Annotated in this window: 12 protein-coding genes and 4 tRNA genes; 1 reads left to right on the top strand and 15 read right to left on the bottom strand. The window is 47.9% G+C overall.

The window, feature by feature from the left end; genetic code table 11:
* Positions 1–302 precede the first annotated feature (302 nt).
* The 7 genes from AB8599_RS07775 to AB8599_RS07745 all read right to left on the bottom strand — a co-directional run bounded on the left by AB8599_RS07775 (position 303) and on the right by AB8599_RS07745 (position 5,525).
* A complete protein-coding gene (locus AB8599_RS07775; RefSeq protein ID WP_407330332.1) occupies positions 303–2,189 on the bottom strand; it encodes a methyl-accepting chemotaxis protein in 1,887 nt (628 codons plus the stop codon).
* A 209-nt stretch (positions 2,190–2,398) separates the two neighbouring features.
* Positions 2,399–2,474 (bottom strand) — tRNA-Val (locus tag AB8599_RS07770).
* Positions 2,475–2,523: 49 nt separating this feature from the next.
* A tRNA-Val gene (locus AB8599_RS07765) sits at positions 2,524–2,600 on the bottom strand.
* 32 nt (positions 2,601–2,632) lie between these two features.
* Positions 2,633–2,709: transfer RNA gene (locus tag AB8599_RS07760), tRNA-Val, on the bottom strand.
* Positions 2,710–2,732: 23 nt separating this feature from the next.
* Positions 2,733–2,809 (bottom strand) — tRNA-Val (locus AB8599_RS07755).
* Between the two features lie 189 nt (positions 2,810–2,998).
* Positions 2,999–4,021, bottom strand: a complete 1,023-nt coding sequence (locus AB8599_RS07750; protein WP_407330331.1) for a DUF3080 domain-containing protein — start codon at positions 4,019–4,021, stop codon at positions 2,999–3,001.
* Positions 4,022–4,154: 133 nt separating this feature from the next.
* Positions 4,155–5,525 carry an MATE family efflux transporter gene (locus AB8599_RS07745; protein ID WP_407330330.1) on the bottom strand — a complete coding sequence of 457 codons (1,371 nt, stop codon included), beginning with the start codon at positions 5,523–5,525 and terminating at the stop codon, positions 4,155–4,157.
* A 258-nt stretch (positions 5,526–5,783) separates the two neighbouring features.
* Between AB8599_RS07745 and AB8599_RS07740 the strand changes: the two genes are divergently transcribed.
* Complete coding sequence (locus tag AB8599_RS07740; RefSeq protein ID WP_407330329.1) at positions 5,784–6,392, top strand: riboflavin synthase subunit alpha; 609 nt, start codon at positions 5,784–5,786, stop codon at positions 6,390–6,392.
* A gap of 89 nt (positions 6,393–6,481) precedes the next feature.
* Here AB8599_RS07740 and AB8599_RS07735 read toward each other — a convergent pair whose 3' ends face one another.
* The 8 genes from AB8599_RS07735 to hutC form a co-directional block, all read right to left on the bottom strand.
* The gene (locus AB8599_RS07735) at positions 6,482–6,685 is read right to left on the bottom strand and encodes a CPXCG motif-containing cysteine-rich protein (protein ID WP_407330328.1); all 204 of its coding nucleotides are present in this window, start codon (positions 6,683–6,685) and stop codon (positions 6,482–6,484) included.
* Between the two features lie 319 nt (positions 6,686–7,004).
* Positions 7,005–7,658, bottom strand: coding sequence for a hexitol phosphatase HxpB (gene hxpB, locus AB8599_RS07730; RefSeq protein ID WP_407330327.1), 654 nt, complete (start codon positions 7,656–7,658; stop codon positions 7,005–7,007).
* A gap of 96 nt (positions 7,659–7,754) precedes the next feature.
* Positions 7,755–8,618 carry a fructosamine kinase family protein gene (locus AB8599_RS07725; protein ID WP_407330326.1) on the bottom strand — a complete coding sequence of 288 codons (864 nt, stop codon included), beginning with the start codon at positions 8,616–8,618 and terminating at the stop codon, positions 7,755–7,757.
* Positions 8,619–8,796: 178 nt separating this feature from the next.
* Positions 8,797–10,332 (bottom strand): histidine ammonia-lyase, encoded by a 1,536-nt coding sequence (hutH, locus tag AB8599_RS07720; protein ID WP_407330325.1) that lies wholly within the window; start codon positions 10,330–10,332, stop codon positions 8,797–8,799.
* A 9-nt stretch (positions 10,333–10,341) separates the two neighbouring features.
* Positions 10,342–12,036 carry a urocanate hydratase gene (gene hutU, locus AB8599_RS07715; protein WP_407330324.1) on the bottom strand — a complete coding sequence of 565 codons (1,695 nt, stop codon included), beginning with the start codon at positions 12,034–12,036 and terminating at the stop codon, positions 10,342–10,344.
* Positions 12,033–13,040 (bottom strand): formimidoylglutamase, encoded by a 1,008-nt coding sequence (gene hutG, locus AB8599_RS07710; protein WP_407330323.1) that lies wholly within the window; start codon positions 13,038–13,040, stop codon positions 12,033–12,035. Before hutG ends, hutU begins: the two co-directional genes overlap by 4 nt.
* The gene (gene hutI, locus AB8599_RS07705) at positions 13,030–14,241 is read right to left on the bottom strand and encodes an imidazolonepropionase (protein ID WP_407330322.1); all 1,212 of its coding nucleotides are present in this window, start codon (positions 14,239–14,241) and stop codon (positions 13,030–13,032) included. The genes hutG and hutI overlap by 11 nt, the downstream gene beginning before the upstream one ends.
* Before the next feature lie 167 nt (positions 14,242–14,408).
* Entirely contained in the window at positions 14,409–15,116 is a 708-nt protein-coding gene (gene hutC, locus AB8599_RS07700; protein ID WP_407330321.1) for a histidine utilization repressor, read from the bottom strand.
* Positions 15,117–15,256: the final 140 nt, after the last annotated feature.

Below are 15,256 nucleotides of genomic sequence, written 5' to 3'. Positions count from 1 at the left end.
AATAAGCGAATAAATGGCGTTGGTCTCGTCAAAACACAAGATACCTGTGTTCTCGCGTGCCGGTAGCAGATGCTACGAGATGACGACAGCGCGACGGAATGACTACTCCCCAAAACGGCGCGATGATAGTGCTTTTTAAGACAATTGGAAACAAGAATATGTGGCTAAAAGAGTGTTTCTATCGCCTGTTTGTAAAACTGGCGGACATACAACGAGTTGGCTCTAAATGGTTTTTTTTGAATAGGGTGTTTGCGGCAGAAAATAGGCTGCCAGCCCGTAAAGAGCTGGCAATGCAGCACGCACTAGATATTGAACTTAGCAATAGCCGAGGTGAGTTGCTGATTTGAGGAAGAAAGTTGCTGCACATTGCTGAGAGTGGCTTCACCACTTACATTGAGTTTCTCGACCATTTCTCGAATGGTTCGAATGCTCTCACTAATTTCTTCTGATGCTTGGCTTTGAGTGCGTGTTACGTCGGTGATGTTACTGTTCAACATGTTAATTTCTTCTACTGACGCGCTCATAATATCGAGATTGGCATCAACCGTTTTGGTTTGCTCAACATTTTGTAAGCAACTCTTCTTAGTGTTATCGATAGCGCGAACGGCGTTCACCGTCCCTTCATTCAACTTTTGAAGCATTTCATTAATTTCAGAGGTGCTTTGTTGGGTGCGACTTGCAAGTGCGCGAACTTCATCTGCAACCACAGCAAAGCCTCGTCCTTGCTCACCTGCACGAGCAGCTTCAATGGCTGCGTTTAATGCGAGTAAGTTAGTTTGGTCGGCAATCTCGCCGATGACGGTTAAAACAGAGGCGATTTTCTCTGAGTTTTCACTCATGGCTTGAATGTCACTTTCCATCAGTGTGATTTCACTCAGTAGTGAATTAATCCCCGTAACGGATTGGCTGACTTGTTGTTTGGAGTCGGCGGTTTGTTGTTGCGTTTTTTGGGTGCAGCTCAAAGCGTCAGAGGCGCTTTCTGCCACGGTATGGACTGTTGTACTCATTTTCTCAACGCGAGAAACAACAAGCTGAGTCACTTCGCTGTGGTGGGACAGAACATCATGGTTTTCCATGGTTTTTGTTTTTACTTCTTTAACTTCTGAAGAAATTTTAGACGTCGCTTCAGAAATGCCGCCAACGATGTCCTGTAAGTTCTGAGCAACGTCATTGATGCCTTTGGCGATAACGCTGATTTCATCCTTAGTGTTTACGTCAACACGCGCGGTGAGATCGCCATTGGCGAGTTTCTTCATAGCACGCATGATTTGGGACAATGGTTGAAGCAATTTGCTGACAAGAAAAATGGTTATTCCTGTTACCAATAACACTTGAATGAGCGAAAAAATGAATGAATCTGTTCGATTGGCGACGACGGTATGGAAAGCGTGGTCCTTGTTGATAGCAACTGCGAGATACCAAGGCGTACCTTCAATAGCGGTAATGTTGAATAGATAGGGAATGTTGCCCAGTGTTAGCTCGCTGACAATTGGATTTGCAGCAAGAACGGGTAGGGCTTCAGAAGTCAGTTGAGACGACAGTTCACTTGCTGGCTTAAGCGACATTGAAGGGTCAGCACTGGCAAGTAAGGTTGCTTTGTTGTCTAGGAGTAATGCCTGTGTATTTTGGCTACTAATACTGTTGATGTATTCAATGAGCTGTTTGATCTTTATGTCGCCAGCAATAACGGCGTTTTCACCAGAGCGTCGAGAGTACTGCTGGGCAATAGTCACGACCAGTTCACCTGTTACAGAATCTTTGTACGGGGCGGTGATCACTGGGGAAGGGCTTGAATTGGCTTCGATATACCAAGGGCGTTTCCTTGGGTCGTAGCCTTCACTCGAGGGCTTGCCATTGAAACGAATCATCTCACCAGAGCCCGTTCCGATATAGACAGACTGAAAGCCACCGGAAAGAAGTGCTTGATTCAGGTAAGGAAAAAGAGGCCCATCTTTAACATTTAAGTCCGTTTCCTTGGCACTTTGAATGATGTCTAGGCGAGGTTGAATCCAGTTTTGAATGCCCTTGGCGCTGGCAATACCGACAGAGTCGACGTATTGATTGACTGAATCCTGGGTGTAGGATGTCAATTGTTGATCTTGCCGCTGGAACTGAACGGCAGCAACAACAATGATGATTGTGGCAATGGCCAGTGAAATTTTGTGCTTGATGGAACGAGGAATGATCATTTAATCGTCTCTCATTTGGGTTGTTCGTCTCATATGCGCTCACATTAATGAGCATAGAACAGGCCTTGAGATTTATCGCTACGGCACGACAACTGCATCGTGATTTTGAATTGTAAAGCGAGAGGAAATTGAATTTGAAGGGCTTGATTGCGGGAGGAAGAAGTAAAAAAGCCTGCTCAATGAGCAGGCTTTTTTACTTCTTACGAAAGTGGTGGGCGATACCGGGCTCGAACCAGTGACCCCCTCCTTGTAAGGGAGGTGCTCTCCCAACTGAGCTAATCGCCCGAATAATCGCGATTGGGATTCTCTAAAAGAGAGTGCGATTATTGGAATTTGGTGGGTCTAGGCAGACTCGAACTGCCGACCCCTGCCATGTCAAGGCAGTACTCTAACCAACTGAGCTATAGACCCAAATTCTGATTCCATCCTGGTTAGGGAAGGAATGGTGCGCCCGGGCAGACTCGAACTGCCGACCCCCGCCATGTCAAGGCGATACTCTAACCAACTGAGCTACGGGCGCATTACTTTTTCTTATGAAAAGCTTGGTGCGTCTAGGCAGACTCGAACTGCCGACCCCTGCCATGTCAAGGCAGTACTCTAACCAACTGAGCTATAGACGCATACCGTGCTGAACTTCAGCGAAGCTTTCCGTGAAAGCGGGGTGAATATTAGCGAGTAGGAGTAACGCACGCAAGCGTAAAACCTGACTTTTTTGTGCTTCTGCGTTCGTTTGACGATTTGGTGAACAAATTGATGCCTCTGTGTGCACGAAAGCTCAAGTAATTGGTTTCAGGGAAGTAAGGTTCAGTCTATTTTTTCAACGTATTGCCCACTTCTAGCTGACAGCGTTTGAAAAGGCTTTGCCAATAGCCGACGTGATTTTTGATGGATTGCTGAAAATCTTGATAATGAGCGCCACCAAGATAAGCTTCGCCGTAGGGCAAAAACGCAGAAGTGCCAGGCAGTTGTCTATTTAACGCTTCAAGAGCAGGCTGAACATCAAGATAAAGTCCGTTTATTTTTGCGAGATAGGGCTGCACGTCACCAACAAAAAATTTATCAAAAACATTTCGAAGGTAATTGAGTCGTGTTTTGTCGCGGTTCTCTCCGCAGATCACTCTGCCATCATCACGCTCGAGTTGTTGTGTAATGGTGTTTAGCCATCGTGTGCTTTCATCCATAGAATAAAATAACGCACCGAGATAGCGCTGTTTTTCGATGGGCTCTTGCATCGCAATGATATCGATATCCGCTGGGGGCGAGTGTAATACCTTGGAGAAAGCCCCAATGGCTAGCAATGCATCACTATGGGGAAGTGGTGCGTCAGGGGAGACCATTGCGGAACCGGACGGAGCGAGTTGTTTTCGCCACGCCTCGCTGGTTGTAAAGGTATTCCAATAGACAGTGTTTATTTGACGTTGCTTCTGCGCCTGAACGTCTTTTAATGTTACAGTGAGAGTCGGGTCTTCAATCAAATCCAAACAACGTTCTAACGTACTGAGCAGTTTCACTTCATAGTCCAATTGGCGAAACGCATCCTGCACCTTGCCAAGAATCGAGTTCCTGTCTGCGACAAGTTGAAACAAACCGCATTCTCTTAGTTCATAGGCATCGAGCAATCCCATTCGAACATCTTCAACGGGTAGAGCAAGCTCTCGTTTTCTGGGAAGTGCAATCACAACGGCGTCATGCAGAGGAAGTGGTTCAGTATCGAGTACATTGGCGAGTCGTTGTTGATAGTCGGAGAAGTTTTCCACTGCCGGATCTGTGCCAAAGCAACCGCTCAAGGTGGCAACAAGCAAAGTATTCACTAAAAGGAGTGAGATTTTCAAACCAGTAGAAGTCCAATATTTCAAATCACTATCAATGTTTACGAAGTATATGAAAAGCGGGATCGAAAATCGTGGTGCAGAATGAAAAATCCCGACTAAGCGTCGGGATTTGAATGGTCTATAGGTCGTGAGGTTATTTCTCGGCCATCGCCAATTGGAACGATTCAGGCTGCTTGCGAATCCAATGCAAGCGCATTCCCAGCATGATAGCGGCAGACGTTAAGCCAATGATAATGCCTATCCAAAAACCGTATGCACCCATGGGTTCAACAATCCAGTCTGTCATACCCAAGATGTAGCCCATAGGAACACCAAGGATCCAGTAGGCAATGAATGTTCGCTCGAAGATGGCACGCATGTCTTTGTAGCCTCGTAATGCACCTGCAGCGACCACTTGGATGGCATCAGTGCATTGGTAAACTGCCGCTAACAACATCAGATTTGCTGCAATAGCGACAACCTCTGGATTCTTAGTATAGAGATGAATAATAGGCTCGCGCAACAACACAGTCAGCGCAGCGGTGATAACAGCAGTGCTAAACCCAATCAAGATGCCCAGTTTGGCGGCTCGTGCTGCCCCCTCGATTGAGCGCTCGCCTAGTTGATGGCTAACACGAATGCTCACTGCTGTTGCCAAGCTCATTGGCAACATGAACACCATCGAAGAGAAGTTAATGGCCACTTGGTGAGCGGCAACCACGGTTGAACCCAAAGGGGCAATCAGCAGTGCGACGACAGCGAACAAGGTCACTTCAAAGAAAATAGCAGCCGCAACCGGTAAGCCCATTTTGAAGATACGCCAAAGCGCTGGAACGTCAGGCTTGGAAAATCCATTGAACGCTTCAACGCGGTTGAGGCGCTTGTTGATTTTGATGTAGATAAGCATTGCGGCCAGCATAAGCCAGTACACAATGGCCGTGGCGACACCACAGCCGACACCACCCATTTCAGGTGCGCCAAATTTGCCGTAAACAAAGATCCAATTAAGGGGAACGTTGGCAGCGAGGCCAATAAAGCCAATCACCATTGCTGGAACCGTGAGTGACATACCTTCAGCAAGGTTGCGTAGTGCTTGAAACAATAAGAACGCAGGCACAGCCCAACTAATGGCATGCAGGTAGCCAATGGTTTTTTCAGCCAGTGCCGGTTCTACGTCCATATAGTTAACGATATGACCCGCATTAATCAGCACTAAGATAATTGGCACAGACATCATCAATGCCATGTAGATGCCTTGCTGCACTTGGAACGGAATTTTACTTTGACGACCAGAGCCATGAAGCTGCGCAATGATTGGCACCATTGCGAGTAAAATGCCAATGCCAAAGAGGATCGAGGGCAGCCAAATACTGGATGCAACGGCAACCGCAGCCATGTCAGTGGCGCTTACGCCACCCGCCATTACTGTGTCAACGAACCCCATTGAGGTCTGCGCAAGTTGCGCGATAAATACAGGGATCCCCAACTTAATGATGGATTTGGCTTCTAGGCGATAGTTTTGCACCCATAACTCCGAAATAGAAAAGAGGCAGAAAAAAGTCAGCGCATTATACGTCTGGAACGGCTAGGGACAATCGATACTACGGAAAAACTACTACATATTTGGATATGATGTTGACTCAAGGCAGTGACATTAGCGTAAGCTGTTGTTTAAAGTATTTTATATTTATCATCTCTGATACTCGTCTATACCGATACGCTGGCACTGACTATCGTTTTGAAAGACATAGAGACGTGTTTTTACTGATAAAAGGGAACAATAATGTTTACGGGCATCGTTCAGGCTACGGTTGAAGTGGTTCACATTGAAAAAAAGAAAGACTTTCAAAGCCATGCTTTGCGTTTTACTGAAGCGCTATTGGAGGGGTTGTCGCTCGGCGCTTCGGTCGCGCATAACGGTTGCTGTCTGACTGCCACCAAAGTCGAAGGCGACTTGGTGTGGTTTGATTTGATGCAGGCGACGTTAAACCTGACTAATCTCGGTACCTTGGCCGAAGGTGACAAGATTAATGTAGAAAGAGCGGCGAAATTTGGCGATGAAATCGGCGGGCATTCCATGTCGGGGCACATCATGTGTACGGCACAGGTTTCAGAAGTGATAGATACCGAGAACAATCGACAAGTTTGGATCGATCTTCCTAAGCACATTACCAAGTATGTGTTCGATAAAGGCTATATCGGCATTGATGGTATTAGCTTGACGGTAGGAGAGGTGAGAGAGCATCGTTTCTGCGTCAATTTAATCCCTGAAACCATGCTTCGCACGAATATGGGGTGGCGTAAGGTGGGAGACAAGGTGAACATCGAAGTCGACCCGCAAACCCAGGCCGTCGTGGATACGGTAGAGCGAGTTTTGGCTGCCCGTGGCTAGCATTGTCACTGATTAATTTTAGTTTGTATTGAGCGTTAAAAAGCCAGCGAGTGCTGGCTTTTTTGCGTAATGTATTTTAAGTGGCCAATTTAAAAAATTTGCTCGTCATCCGCGTCGACAAATAAGTTGATTGTCTTATGCTGCGTATCGATCTGCAGATTAAGGTGGATAGCATTGCAGCAGGCTGGGCAATCGTCGTAAAACTCTTGGTCGCCGCCGCTTGTATCTAATGTAATGCGAATCTTATGTCCACAATGCGGACAGTCGATCCCTCTCTCAGTATAATTTTGCATGTCCAACTCCCTATCTGAACTGCGAGCTCTTCAACATGATGGTGAAAAGGTAGCTGTTTCCTGAACCATTCATGTGTTCCCATTCTAAGAAATGAAGAATCTTTGCTCAGTGAAATAAGGTCAAACTATGACCCGAGACCAGAATTTCCGCTAAAGCATTCATTTGCATAATGTGTTTGTTCGAAATTAATTTCTGGTTGCTATGGGTTACGTAACTAAACGTTGCTAGGTGTGTGCGGGTATGTCGAATTGGGATCGGGATTCAGAGAATGGATGAAACAAGGGCGTAATTTTGAAGAAAATTACGCCCTATTTTGCGTTATGGCGTCAACATTTTGCCGGTTAATTCGTTAAGCGACGCAAGTTTGACGTCACTGATAACCCAGCGCGCTTGGTCAGCAACTGCATGCTCTGGCACAACAATGGCTCGCATTTGTGCAGACTTGGCAGCCAATAAACCTGCGAAAGAATCTTCAAGCGCCACGCAATGCTCAGGGGCGATCCCTAATCCTTCTGCAGCATTGAGATATACCTCTGGATGAGGTTTACCGTATTTCAAATACTCAGCGGAATGACATTGTTCAAACCAATCTTCCAGCTCCAATGCGCGAAGTGTGGTCTGAATCAATCGAAGTGGGGAGGATGACGCGAGTGCAATGCGCAGATTGGCAGCTTTGCAAAGCTCAAGGGCATGAAGGACACCTGGCATGATCGGCTTGTGAATAGCGACCAGCTCAATCACTTTATCCAAAATCATGTCACACACTTGCTCACACGATGGGCCTTGCCAGCCTTGTGTTTCAAAATAGTGTTTAACGATTTGGTCGATGCGAATACCCGTCGTGTCGATCGTGTCTTGTCGAGTGAGTTGTATCCCAAGCTCATCACGCAGTATTGCTAATTGCGCGTCTTGCCAAAATGGCTCTGAGTTGACGATCAGGCCATCCATATCAAAAATTGCTGCTTGAATCATAGGAAATATCATCTGTCAGGCGAAAGAAAAGGCGCACAAAAAAGAAAAGGGCACCAGTGCGCCCTCAATCTAATTCAAGTTGATTCGACTCGCAAATCAGTTTAACCCCAGTTCATTGATTAATGCCTCTGTTTCTTCGAGGTAGTGTCCGCCAAACATTAAACAGTGATTGATCATGTGATAAAGGTTGTAGATGTCTTTGCGCTGATCAAAGCCTTCATCAAGTGGGAAAACTTCGTTGTAACCTCGGTAGAAGTCTTGCGGGAAACCACCAAAAAGATAAGTAGTGGCCACATCGACTTCGCGATCGCCCCAATAGCAAGCGGGGTCAAATACAACAGGTCCGTTGACCGTTGTTGAAGCATTGCCTTTCCAGAAATCACCATGAAGCAGGCTCGCTTTTGGCTGATGCCCGGCAAGGCGTTCTTTCACTGCTTCAACGATGGTTTCAACATCCCCGAACAACATGCCGCGTTCTTCTGCCAACTTGAGTTGTAATCCAATGCGGTGATCGGCAAAGAAGTTGGCCCATTTACGATGCCAGTTGTTTCTTTGTTCAGTCGTACCAATGAAATTATCAATATCAAAGCCGTATTCAAGTTGCTCACCCCATTGATGTAATCGCGCCATATCTTTGCCAAGCAAATAAGCGTTTTCGTCATTCAGCGGTTTCATGGGCAAGTAATCGAGCACCAATACTGATTTTTCTTTGATCACGCCAATGTAGACAACTTGTGGAACAGAGACTTCACCACTATTAGCCAGATGGCGCAGGCTCTCAGCCTCTGCTTCATACACTGACAGGTTTTCGCGGGAATTGATTTTAACAAAGAAGCGAATTTCGCCACTGCTGATGGCGTAACACTCATTAATATCGCCGCCATCAATGGGCATTTTTTCTTCGACTTCAAACTGCTGCCCAAGGGCGAGTGAAAGCTGAACAGAAAGCGAATGCCACATAGGAATACCTCTGCGTTAGGCAAGCAAATTTAGTTTGATAACAGAATAGTAGCGCAATATGGCGAGAGTGAAGTGTGGCAAACTCGACATTCTATGACTGATATTCCGTTTTTGTGCAAAAAATCACCGAAGCTTGGAGAGTAAAAGCTTCGGTGATGATTCAGATCAATCCTTCTATTCAGCGAATGCTGGGCAGTAGCTGTGCTGGCATGAACTTGTTGTGACTGGCATCTTTGAGGTGATTATTGGCACTTTCGATATCTGGGGCAAAATAGCGATCTTTATCATAGAAGCTGACGTGGCTTCTGAGTTCTGCTTTGATTTGCTCAAGGCGCGACGTGCTTTTTAGCGGGGCGCGAAAATCCAAACCTTGGCAAGCTGCGAGTAACTCCACCGCCAGAATACCGCGGGTGTTTTCTGCCATCTCTGTAAGCCGACGCCCAGCAAACGTTGCCATGGATACGTGATCTTCTTGGTTTGCCGATGTCGGTAAACTGTCGACTGATGCAGGATGTGCCAGTGTTTTATTTTCGCTAGCCAATGCAGCTGCTGTCACTTGCGCGATCATGAAGCCGCTGTTCACGCCGCCATTGTCGACTAAAAATGGAGGAAGCTTACTCAGACCACTGTCTATCAGTAGCGCCATACGACGTTCAGATAAGCTGCCAATTTCTGCAATGGCTAACGCAAGGTTGTCAGCCGCCATAGCAACAGGTTCTGCATGAAAATTGCCGCCCGAAATGATGTCTCCATCGTCGCTAAACACCAATGGGTTATCTGACACTGAATTCGCTTCAATTTCTAGTATGTCGGCAGAGTTGCGGATCTGCTGTAAGCAAGCGCCCATCACTTGTGGCTGGCAACGCAGAGAATAGGGGTCTTGCACTTTTTCACAACCCGTGTGGCTGTCACCAATTTCGCTGCCGTTTTCTAATAGGTGACGATAAGCCGCGGCGGCGTCAATTTGACTGCGATGCCCGCGTACGCGATGAATGCGAGGATCAAACGGTCGGCGGCTACCTAACGCGGCTTCTACTGACAACGCACCACACGCTGTGGCGGATGCATACAGATCTTCTGCTGCAAACAGACCTTCAAGCGCAAATGCCGTTGAGGCTTGCGTGCCATTGAGCAGGGCCAGACCTTCTTTTGGCCCAAGGGTGATAGGCTCTAACCCCGCTATTTTTAGTGCTACGGCGCCAGAAATGAACTCGCCTTTGTGTCTTGCTTGTCCTTCACCCAGAAGTACCGTGCTCATGTGAGCCAGTGGGGCGAGATCGCCAGAGGCACCGACCGACCCTTTTTTGGGAATACACGGGTAAACATCAGCGTTAATCAGTGTTGCCAGTGCTTCTACGACAGAAAAGCGAATACCCGAAAAACCACGAGCTAGGCTGTTGATTTTCAACACCATCATGAGTCGCACAGTGTTGTCATCCATAAACGCGCCAATGCCAGCGGCGTGTGAAAGCACGATAGAGCGTTGTAAAGTTTCCAAATCTTCGGCATTAATGCGTGTGTTGGCCAGTAAGCCAAAACCGGTATTAATACCGTAAACTACACGACCTTCAGACAGCACACTGGCAACAGTATCAATGCTCGGTTGCATGTCTTCTTTTACGCCCTTTGCAAAAGAAAGTTGTACGTTTTGACGGCTGACCGCACGAAGCTGCGTTAGGGTGAGTTCGCCCGGGGTTAGTGTTAGTTGATACATGGTGATTCCTTACTTCGTCACGGGCACATTAGGGACATCAAGCAATGGCAAATCCAGTTGCTGTTCTTTGGCGCAGTTGATCGCAATGCCATAGCCTGCGTCTGCATGGCGCATCACGCCGGTTGCGGGGTCGTTATGCAACACGCGTCCAACGCGTTTTGCGGCGTCCTCTGTACCGTCACACACAATGACGACACCAGAGTGTTGTGAGAATCCCATTCCCACGCCACCACCGTGATGAAGTGACACCCAAGTTGCGCCAGAGGCGGTGTTTAAAAGCGCGTTCAGGAGTGGCCAATCTGACACGGCGTCTGAACCATCTAACATGCCTTCGGTTTCGCGGTTTGGACTGGCGACTGAGCCAGAATCAAGGTGATCTCGACCAATAACGATGGGGGCTTTCAACTCGCCATTTTTGACCATTTCATTAAAAGCCAGACCAAGACGAGCGCGATCTTTTAAGCCAACCCAGCAGATACGAGCAGGCAAGCCTTGGAACTGAATGCGTTCTCGTGCCATGTCTAGCCACTGATGAAGGTGTGGGTTATCTGGGATCAACTCTTTGACTTTTTGATCGGTCTTATAGATGTCTTCGGGGTCGCCAGACAGTGCGACCCAGCGGAATGGGCCAATGCCTTGGCAGAACAATGGGCGAATGTAGGCAGGCACAAATCCGGGGAAATCGAACGCGTTCTCTACACCTTTTTCCAGCGCCATCTGACGGATATTGTTACCGTAATCGAGTGTTGCTGCACCGCGTTCTTGCAATGTCAGCATGGCTTTGACTTGCTCAGCCATCGAAGATTTAGCGGCATCAACCACGCCTGCCTCATCGATTTTACGCTGTTCGGCGGCATATTCCATGGTCCAGCCTTTCGGCAGGTAGCCGTTGAGAGGATCATGAGCTGAGGTTTGGTCGGTGACGACATCCGGTGTAATTCCTCGTTCTACGAGTTCCGCAAAGATGTCAGCGGCATTGCCTAGTAAACCAATCGAGATTGGTGTGTTGTCGTCGAGCGATTGTTGAAGTAGGGCTAAGGCATCATCAAGATTGATGGCTTTTTTGTCGACATATCCGGTTCGTAGGCGATAGTCGATACGGCTTTCATCGCAATCAACCGCGATCATCGCAAAACCGGCCATGGTTGCGGCAAGAGGTTGTGCGCCACCCATGCCACCTAATCCGCCCGTCAGTACCCAGCGACTTTTTGCTTCACCACCAAAATGCTTTTTCGCCACAGCGACGAAAGTTTCGTACGTGCCTTGAACAATGCCTTGTGAGCCAATGTAGATCCAGCTTCCCGCGGTCATTTGGCCGTACATGGCCAACCCTTGCTTATCGAGCTCATTGAAATGCTCCCAGTTTGCCCAGTGCGGAACCAAATTGGAGTTGGCAATCAACACACGCGGAGCGTCTTTGTGAGTAGGGAACACGCCGACGGGTTTACCCGATTGCACCAACAAGGTCTGGTCGTCTTCAAGTCGCGTCAGTACTTCAACGATTTTGTCGTAGCACTGCCAGTTTCTCGCAGCGCGCCCAATACCACCGTAAACCACTAAAGCATGGGGATGTTCAGCAACGTCTGGATGAAGGTTGTTCATCAACATTCTTAGTGGTGCTTCGGTTAACCACGATTTGGCGGTTAAGGTTGAACCTGTGGGGGCTTTAATGGTTCGAGAAAGATCCAGACGTGGGTCGTTCATTTCATCACTCCTTGAGAATGGGTTGAATCAGAAAGGCTTTTTGCTATCGTCCAAACCAGACGTGCAGCAAGGCGAGCGGTATGGCTATCAATGTCGTAGTGCGGATTCAGTTCCGCAACGTCTGCGACAGTTAGCTTCGTCTTTCCATCGGCGTTCTTCGCCGCCAGAATGTCGCGAATAAGTGCTTCAACCAGTGCGTAGGACACACCATGCACAGCAGGTGCACTTACACCGGGTGCAGTTGATGCAGGGAAAACATCAATATCGATAGTGAGATAAAGCAGATCTACGTTGGACATAAAACCTTGCAGTTGTTCTCTGACAAGGGGCAGAGACTCAGCGCTAATGTCAGTATCTTCAATGGTGAGAACGGACAGGGCATAGGCTTTATCAAATAGAGCCTGGGTGTTACTTGATCGGCTGACACCCACGCAGGCGTAATGAAATGGCCAGCCTTGGTGTTGGCAATAATCGGCGATTTGTGAAAACGGCGTACCTGAGCTGCCCTGTGCACTTTGACCCGATGGAACACGCAGATCGAAATGCGCATCGAAATTGATGATGCCAACACGTGGTGCGGCTTCTTTACCTTTTGACGTAAGGTGTTGAGCGAGACCTTGGTATGTTCCCCACGCCACTTCATGTCCACCGCCTAACACGATAGGGAGGTGATGGTGTTCTAAGGCATCACTCACTTGCGCGGCGAGCTGTTTTTGCGACTTAGCGAGATCTTGGTCGTCACACGACGTGTTGCCCTTGTCATAGACTGGATGCGAATGATGCCATGGCATGTTTGCTAGCATTTTGCGTATTTCATCAGGTGCTGCGTATGCACCGACACGGCCTTTATTGCGTGAAACGCCTTCGTCGCAGGCAAAACCCACCAACATAACGCCCGGCTCTATTGCGTTGTCAGCCGATTGAATTTTTTGGTGGAGGCGTGCGCCGGCTTCGCCATCTTCGAGATCGATTCGCCCCTGCCAAAGCGACATATCAATGGTCATTGGCTTTGACTCCATTCAAATAGCGTGCGTGAAGTGGAGATAACCCAATTTGATAGCTCAGCTCTGCAGGCGAAGACACATCCCACACAGCAAAATCGGCATCAAATCCGACGCTAAGTTGCCCTTTATTTTTCAAACCCATCGCTTGAGCGGCATGTCGAGTCACGCCATACAAGGTCTCCTTAGGTGTGAGGCCGAAGAGGGTAGACGCCATGTTCATCATCAGTGGCAAGCTCAAAAACGGAGATGTGCCGGGGTTGAAATCAGTGGCGATAGCCATAGGAACTCGGTTTTTTCGCAGCAGATCAACCGGTGGCTTTTGGGTCTCTCTAAGAAAATAGAAAGCGCCGGGCAGCAAAGTCGCCACCGTGTTGTTAGCCGCGAGGGCTTCCACGCCACGTAAATCAATGAATTCAATATGGTCAACAGAAAGGGCACCCATATGGGCTGCGCTCTCGCCACCGCCAATATTTGACAGTTGCTCGGTATGGCCTTTTATGTTCAAACCATGAGAGAGCGCTGTCTCGAATACGCGTTCCATTTGCTGCTTGTTAAAAGCAATCCCTTCACAGAAAACATCTACGGCATCCGCGAGATTCTCTTCGACGACCGCGGGGATCATTTCATTACAGACAAGGCTGACATAATCGTCGCTTCTACCTGCAAATTCAGGTGGAAGGGCATGTGCGCCCAGTAGCGTTGTTGAAACGTGGATGTTTGCTTCTCGTCCTACCCTTTTCGCAGCGCGAAGCATTTTGAGTTCGTCATTGACCGTGAGGCCATAGCCACTCTTGATTTCAACGGTAGTGACACCGTCACGAATTAGAGCTTTGGCACGGGGCAGAGCGAGTTGCACGAGGGTTTCAAGACTGGCTTGACGAGTCGCTTGCACGGTCGCAAGTATGCCACCACCTTGCTGAGCGATTTGCTGATAGGAAATGCCATTTAGGCGCTGTTCAAATTCATTGGCGCGATTGCCAGCGAAAACCAAATGAGTGTGACAATCAATCAGACCGGGCGTGACGAGACGGTTTTCGAGAGACACGACGGTGAAGCCGTCTGTGTTGAGTGACGAACCTAGACCCGTGATAACGCCATCTTCTACCGACATCATCATGCTTTCTTGGACTTGATAACCGAACTGCTCAGTGACATCGGTTTGCATGCTGACGACGCGGCAGTCAGTAAACAGGGTTTTCATGGAATGCTGCACCTGAGATTAAAATGTCTATACAAATGTATAGACAATTAAATTACCAAGTGCAAGATGCTGTGTTACACGATTGTGATCAAAGGTGTAAATTTAAGTGGCCAGTGGTTGTGTTTTGAGATATTTGTCAGCTTGTTATTGCTTTCAATAAGTGGGTATTAATCAAGCATGGCGCGTGCACTGAGTTTGTATCGATCGCCTGGGTGATAGAGCAGTGCAGCACTAATCAGTTGAGATGAGCTCCATGTTCGGCGGTGGAGCAAAAGACAGGGCTGATCACTTTGCATTTTTAGCAATGAAGCCACATTGGCTGGCGGTAGGATGGCTTCCACTGTGTGTTCGATAGTGCTCAATGGACACCGTGTAACCAGGTACTGATTGGGTGTAATGGTTGAAAAATCTTGTTTTAAATAATCCGGTGCATGCACCGGATTGACCCAGCGAATTTCCATCTGAACGGGTACCTCGTCGGCGAAATGAACGATTTCACTTTTGAAGACTTCGGTACCGAGCATCATCCCTAAGCGCATGGCCACATCTTCAGGAGAGTTAATGGCTTGCAGAGAGATAATTTCGCTGTGGTAGCGTTGACCGCGTTCGCGAATTTCGTCAGCAATGTTACGAATATCCATCAATGGGCTTTCGGCTTTTTTCTGACAAACAAACGTGCCTAGTCTGGGGGTTCGCTCAAGCCAACCTTCGTTCACGAGATCTCTAACCGCTTTGTTCACTGTCATGCGACTGACTGAAAACTGCTCGCACAATTCGGCTTCTGTTGGAATTCGCGTACCCACAGGCCACTCTCGGGAATCAATTTTCTTCTGAAGGTACGCTTGAATTTGCTTAAAGCGCGGCGACTTGGCCATAAAAATCCCTGACTATTCGTATATACAAATAATGGTGTATGACTTGTGTGTGAAAATCAAGGTTGGGGTCTCTGCTTACCGTTGGGATTGGGAGATGAAGCAATGTTAAACCATGCAGTCGCGATTTGAAGACAGTATGG

The sequence above is a fragment of the Enterovibrio litoreus genome, assembly GCF_045679545.1.
In the GTDB taxonomy this organism is placed as follows: Bacteria; Pseudomonadota; Gammaproteobacteria; order Enterobacterales; family Vibrionaceae; genus Enterovibrio.
The sequence above is the reverse complement of the archived record's forward strand: the minus strand, read 5'-3'. Positions and strand labels throughout refer to the sequence as shown.

Bases quoted from the DNA above. Each gene is read 5' to 3' on its own strand.
- AB8599_RS07775 (WP_407330332.1), bottom strand. From the start codon at position 2,189: ATGATCATTCCTCGTTCCATCAAGCACAAAATTTCACTGGCCATTGCC.
- AB8599_RS07740 (WP_407330329.1), top strand. From the start codon at position 5,784: ATGTTTACGGGCATCGTTCAGGCTACGGTTGAAGTGGTTCACATTGAA.
- AB8599_RS07735 (WP_407330328.1), bottom strand. From the start codon at position 6,685: ATGCAAAATTATACTGAGAGAGGGATCGACTGTCCGCATTGTGGACAT.
- hxpB (WP_407330327.1), bottom strand. From the start codon at position 7,658: ATGATTCAAGCAGCAATTTTTGATATGGATGGCCTGATCGTCAACTCA.
- AB8599_RS07725 (WP_407330326.1), bottom strand. From the start codon at position 8,618: ATGTGGCATTCGCTTTCTGTTCAGCTTTCACTCGCCCTTGGGCAGCAG.
- hutH (WP_407330325.1), bottom strand. From the start codon at position 10,332: ATGTATCAACTAACACTAACCCCGGGCGAACTCACCCTAACGCAGCTT.
- hutU (WP_407330324.1), bottom strand. From the start codon at position 12,036: ATGAACGACCCACGTCTGGATCTTTCTCGAACCATTAAAGCCCCCACA.
- hutG (WP_407330323.1), bottom strand. From the start codon at position 13,040: ATGACCATTGATATGTCGCTTTGGCAGGGGCGAATCGATCTCGAAGAT.
- hutI (WP_407330322.1), bottom strand. From the start codon at position 14,241: ATGAAAACCCTGTTTACTGACTGCCGCGTCGTCAGCATGCAAACCGAT.
- hutC (WP_407330321.1), bottom strand. From the start codon at position 15,116: ATGGCCAAGTCGCCGCGCTTTAAGCAAATTCAAGCGTACCTTCAGAAG.